Consider the following 5,344-nt stretch of genomic DNA (forward strand, 5'->3'; position numbering starts at 1 on the left):
ACAGCTCAAGGGCTGCCGTTTTGTGTTTCAGGTTTCTGTTATGTATTGCTGCTGTTTGCGGCGATGATTTTCGCTACTTTTTCAGCTTGCGCATTCATCTGCATCTGACGGTATGCATTTTCCATCAGCGGCAGCGCATCACGCGTAGCCTGGGTATCCGGGTAGTCGCGCAACATGCCTTCTACGCGGTTAACGACGGCAACCCATGCGCCACGTTCTGTATAGTACTCGGCCACGGAGTATTCATATTTCGCCAGACGATCTTTCAGGAATACCAGACGTTTGGTGGCATCGGTAGTGTACTGACTGTTCGGATAGCCGCGCACCAGTTTGGAAAAGTCACTAAACGCAGCTCGTGCATGTTGAGGATCGCGATCGCTACGGTCAACGCCAAAGAACCCTTGCAGCGCACTGTCATCCAGCGCCATATTGGTCAGGCCACGCATGTACATGACATAATCGATATTCGGATGGGTCGGGTTAAGGCGAATAAAACGATCGATGGCAGCCTGCGCTAACGGCAAATCGGCGTTTTTATAGTAGGCGTAGATGAGATCCAGCTGCACCTGCTGCGAATACGGACCAAACGGATAGCGATTATCTAACGCTTCCAGTTGCGTTATTGCCTGTCTCCAGTTACCGTCCTGCAGCTTTTGTTGTGCAGTCGCGTAAATTTCATTTGGCGGATTATCAGGTACTTCTTCCTTTGACCCCGAGCAACCCGCCAAAAACAGGCTTAGTGTGGCGGCTGCCACCAGATATTTCATGCGCGTCATGACGTTTTGACTTTCCTCAAAATGTAATACGGGAGATTCTCTGTTCCTGCTCCCGGTTAAGACCAGCTACAATAGCACACTATATTAAACGGCAAAGCCGTAAAACCCCAACGATAAACGAAGAAGCAGTATATATGGCACAACGAGTACAGCTCACTGCAACGGTGTCCGAAAACCAACTCGGTCAACGCTTAGATCAGGCTTTGGCCGAAATGTTCCCGGATTATTCACGTTCGCGAATAAAAGAATGGATCCTCGACCAGCGCGTGCTGGTAAACGGCAAAGTTTGTGATAAGCCGAAAGAAAAAGTATTGGGTGGCGAGCAGGTTGCCATCAACTCTGAGATTGAAGAAGAAGCGCGTTTTGAACCGCAGGATATCCCTCTGGATATCGTCTATGAAGATGAAGATATCATCGTCATTAATAAACCGCGCGACCTAGTGGTACATCCTGGCGCGGGTAACCCGGATGGCACGGTACTGAATGCGTTGCTTCATTACTATCCGCCCATTGCCGATGTACCACGTGCGGGCATCGTCCATCGTCTGGATAAAGACACCACTGGCCTGATGGTTGTGGCAAAAACCGTTCCGGCTCAGACGCGTTTAGTCGAATCTTTGCAACGGCGTGAAATTACTCGTGAGTATGAAGCGGTGGCGATTGGTCATATGACCGCTGGCGGTACAGTAGATGAACCCATCAGCCGCCACCCGACCAAACGTACTCACATGGCGGTGCATCCGATGGGCAAACCGGCGGTGACTCACTATCGCATCATGGAACACTTCCGTGTGCACACGCGTCTGCGGTTGCGTCTGGAAACTGGACGTACGCACCAGATCCGCGTGCATATGGCCCATATCACTCATCCGCTGGTGGGCGATCCGGTTTATGGTGGCCGTCCGCGTCCGCCAAAAGGTGCTTCGGAAGCATTTATCTCCACGCTGCGTAAGTTTGACCGCCAGGCGCTTCATGCAACCATGCTGCGTCTTTATCACCCGATCTCCGGCATCGAAATGGAATGGCATGCGCCTATTCCACAAGATATGGTGGAGCTGATTGAGGTGATGCGCGCCGATTTCGAAGAGCATAAGGATGAAGTGGACTGGTTATGAGTAAGCTGATTGTCCCGCAGTGGCCGCTGCCAAAAGGTGTTGCGGCCTGTAGCTCCACTCGTATCGGCGGCGTGAGCTTGCCCCCGTATGACTCACTCAACCTCGGTGCCCATTGTGGCGATAACCCGGATCACGTTGAGGAGAATCGCAAGCGACTTTTTGCTGCGGGCAATTTGCCTTCTAAACCGGTCTGGCTTGAGCAGGTACACGGCAAAGATGTGCTTAAGCTTACTGGCGAACCTTATGCCTCAAAACGAGCAGATGCCTCTTATAGCAATACGCCTGGCACGGTTTGCGCAGTGATGACTGCCGACTGCCTCCCTGTGCTGTTTTGCAATCGAGCGGGAACGGAAGTCGCCGCCGTTCATGCTGGCTGGCGTGGACTGTGCGCAGGCGTGCTGGAAGAGACGGTTTCCTGTTTTGCTGATAAACCTGAAAACATTCTCGCCTGGTTAGGGCCGGCAATTGGTCCACGCGCGTTCGAAGTGGGGGCGGAGGTTCGCGAGGCGTTTATGGCAGTAGACGCTAAAGCAAGTGCAGCTTTCATTCAGCATGGTGATAAGTATCTGGCGGATATTTATCAGCTTGCCCGGCAGCGTCTGGCGAACGTGGGTGTTGAGCAAATTTTCGGCGGCGACCGTTGTACATATACGGAAAATGAGACTTTCTTCTCTTATCGTCGCGACAAGACCACCGGTCGTATGGCAAGTTTCATTTGGCTGATATAACCTAAAGAATCAAGACGATCCGGTACGCGTGATTTTCTTTTCACATTAATCTGGTCAATAACCTTGAATAATTGAGGGATGACCTCATTTAATCTCCAGTAGCAACTTTGATCCGTTATGGGAGGAGTTATGCGTCTGGATCGTCTTACTAATAAATTCCAGCTTGCTCTTGCCGATGCCCAATCACTTGCACTCGGGCACGACAACCAATTCATCGAACCACTTCATTTAATGAGCGCCCTGCTGAATCAGGAAGGGGGTTCGGTTAGTCCTTTATTAACATCCGCTGGCATAAATGCTGGCCAGTTGCGCACAGATATCAATCAGGCATTAAATCGTTTACCGCAGGTTGAAGGTACTGGTGGTGATGTCCAGCCATCACAGGATCTGGTGCGCGTTCTTAATCTTTGCGACAAGCTGGCGCAAAAACGTGGTGATAACTTTATCTCGTCAGAACTGTTCGTTCTGGCGGCACTTGAGTCTCGCGGCACGCTGGCCGACATCCTGAAAGCAGCAGGGGCGACCACCGCCAACATTACTCAAGCGATTGAACAAATGCGTGGAGGTGAAAGCGTGAACGATCAAGGTGCTGAAGACCAACGTCAGGCTTTGAAAAAATATACCATCGACCTTACCGAACGAGCCGAACAGGGCAAACTCGATCCGGTGATTGGTCGTGATGAAGAAATTCGCCGTACCATTCAGGTGCTGCAACGTCGTACTAAAAATAACCCGGTACTGATTGGTGAACCCGGCGTCGGTAAAACTGCCATCGTTGAAGGTCTGGCGCAGCGTATTATCAACGGCGAAGTGCCGGAAGGATTGAAAGGCCGCCGCGTACTGGCGCTGGATATGGGCGCGCTGGTGGCTGGGGCGAAATATCGCGGTGAGTTTGAAGAACGTTTAAAAGGCGTGCTTAACGATCTTGCCAAACAGGAAGGCAACGTCATCCTGTTTATCGACGAATTACATACCATGGTCGGCGCGGGTAAAGCCGATGGCGCAATGGACGCCGGAAACATGCTGAAACCGGCGCTGGCGCGTGGTGAATTGCACTGCGTAGGTGCCACGACGCTTGACGAATATCGCCAGTACATCGAAAAAGATGCTGCGCTGGAACGTCGTTTCCAGAAAGTGTTTGTTGCCGAGCCTTCTGTTGAAGATACCATTGCGATTCTGCGTGGCCTGAAAGAACGTTACGAATTGCACCACCATGTGCAAATTACTGACCCGGCAATTGTTGCAGCAGCGACGTTGTCTCATCGCTACATTGCTGACCGTCAGCTGCCGGATAAAGCCATCGACCTGATCGATGAAGCAGCATCCAGCATTCGTATGCAGATTGACTCAAAACCAGAAGAACTCGACCGACTCGATCGTCGTATCATCCAGCTCAAACTGGAACAACAGGCGTTAATGAAAGAGTCTGATGAAGCCAGTAAAAAACGCCTGGATATGCTCAACGAAGAACTGAGCGACAAAGAACGTCAGTACTCCGAGTTAGAAGAAGAGTGGAAAGCAGAGAAGGCATCGCTTTCTGGTACGCAGACCATTAAAGCGGAACTGGAACAGGCGAAAATCGCTATTGAACAGGCTCGCCGTGTGGGGGACCTGGCGCGGATGTCTGAACTGCAATACGGCAAAATCCCGGAACTGGAAAAGCAACTGGAAGCCGCAACGCAGCTCGAAGGCAAAACTATGCGTCTGTTGCGTAATAAAGTGACCGATGCCGAAATTGCTGAAGTGCTGGCGCGTTGGACGGGGATTCCGGTTTCTCGCATGATGGAAAGCGAGCGCGAAAAACTGCTGCGTATGGAGCAAGAACTGCACCATCGCGTCATTGGTCAGAACGAAGCGGTTGATGCGGTATCTAACGCTATTCGCCGTAGCCGTGCGGGGTTGGCGGATCCAAATCGCCCGATTGGTTCATTCCTGTTCCTCGGCCCAACGGGTGTGGGGAAAACTGAGCTTTGTAAGGCGCTGGCGAACTTTATGTTTGATAGCGACGAGGCGATGGTCCGTATCGATATGTCCGAATTTATGGAGAAACACTCGGTGTCTCGTCTGGTTGGTGCGCCTCCGGGATATGTCGGTTATGAAGAAGGTGGCTACCTGACCGAAGCTGTGCGTCGTCGTCCGTATTCCGTCATCCTGCTGGATGAAGTGGAAAAAGCGCATCCGGATGTCTTCAATATTCTGTTGCAGGTACTGGATGATGGGCGTCTGACTGACGGGCAGGGGAGAACGGTCGACTTTCGTAATACGGTTGTCATTATGACCTCTAACCTCGGTTCCGATCTGATTCAGGAACGCTTCGGTGAACTGGATTATGCGCACATGAAAGAGCTGGTGCTCGGTGTGGTTAGCCATAACTTCCGTCCGGAATTCATTAACCGTATTGATGAAGTGGTGGTCTTCCATCCGCTGGGTGAACAGCACATTGCCTCGATTGCGCAGATTCAGTTGAAACGTCTGTACAAACGTCTGGAAGAACGTGGTTATGAAATCCACATTTCTGACGAGGCGCTGAAACTGCTGAGCGAGAACGGTTACGATCCAGTCTATGGTGCACGTCCTTTGAAACGTGCTATCCAGCAGCAGATCGAAAACCCGCTGGCACAGCAAATACTGTCTGGTGAATTGGTTCCGGGTAAAGTGATTCGCCTGGAAATTAATGAAGACCGGATTGTCGCTGTCCAGTAATGATAAAACGAGCCCTTCGGGG

General features: G+C 51.4%; 4 protein-coding genes. 3 read left to right on the forward strand and 1 reads right to left on the reverse strand.

What is annotated here, in order from left to right; all coding sequences use genetic code 11:
• Positions 1-38: 38 nt before the first annotated feature.
• Positions 39-776, reverse strand: coding sequence for an outer membrane protein assembly factor BamD (bamD, locus tag ACUU1I_RS19460; protein WP_000197686.1), 738 nt, complete (start codon positions 774-776; stop codon positions 39-41).
• A gap of 134 nt (positions 777-910) precedes the next feature.
• Here bamD and rluD point away from each other — a divergent pair, with 134 nt between their 5' ends.
• The 3 genes from rluD to clpB all read left to right on the forward strand — a co-directional run bounded on the left by rluD (position 911) and on the right by clpB (position 5,322).
• Positions 911-1,891, forward strand: coding sequence for a 23S rRNA pseudouridine(1911/1915/1917) synthase RluD (gene rluD, locus ACUU1I_RS19465; protein WP_000079121.1), 981 nt, complete (start codon positions 911-913; stop codon positions 1,889-1,891).
• Positions 1,888-2,619: a purine nucleoside phosphorylase YfiH gene (yfiH, locus tag ACUU1I_RS19470; RefSeq protein ID WP_000040142.1), complete on the forward strand. Its 732-nt coding sequence runs from the start codon at positions 1,888-1,890 to the stop codon at positions 2,617-2,619. Before rluD ends, yfiH begins: the two co-directional genes overlap by 4 nt.
• Before the next feature lie 129 nt (positions 2,620-2,748).
• A complete protein-coding gene (gene clpB, locus ACUU1I_RS19475) occupies positions 2,749-5,322 on the forward strand; it encodes an ATP-dependent chaperone ClpB (protein WP_005070477.1) in 2,574 nt (857 codons plus the stop codon).
• The last annotated feature ends 22 nt before the right edge of the window (positions 5,323-5,344 follow it).

This window comes from Shigella sp. SIG3 (assembly GCF_053555855.1).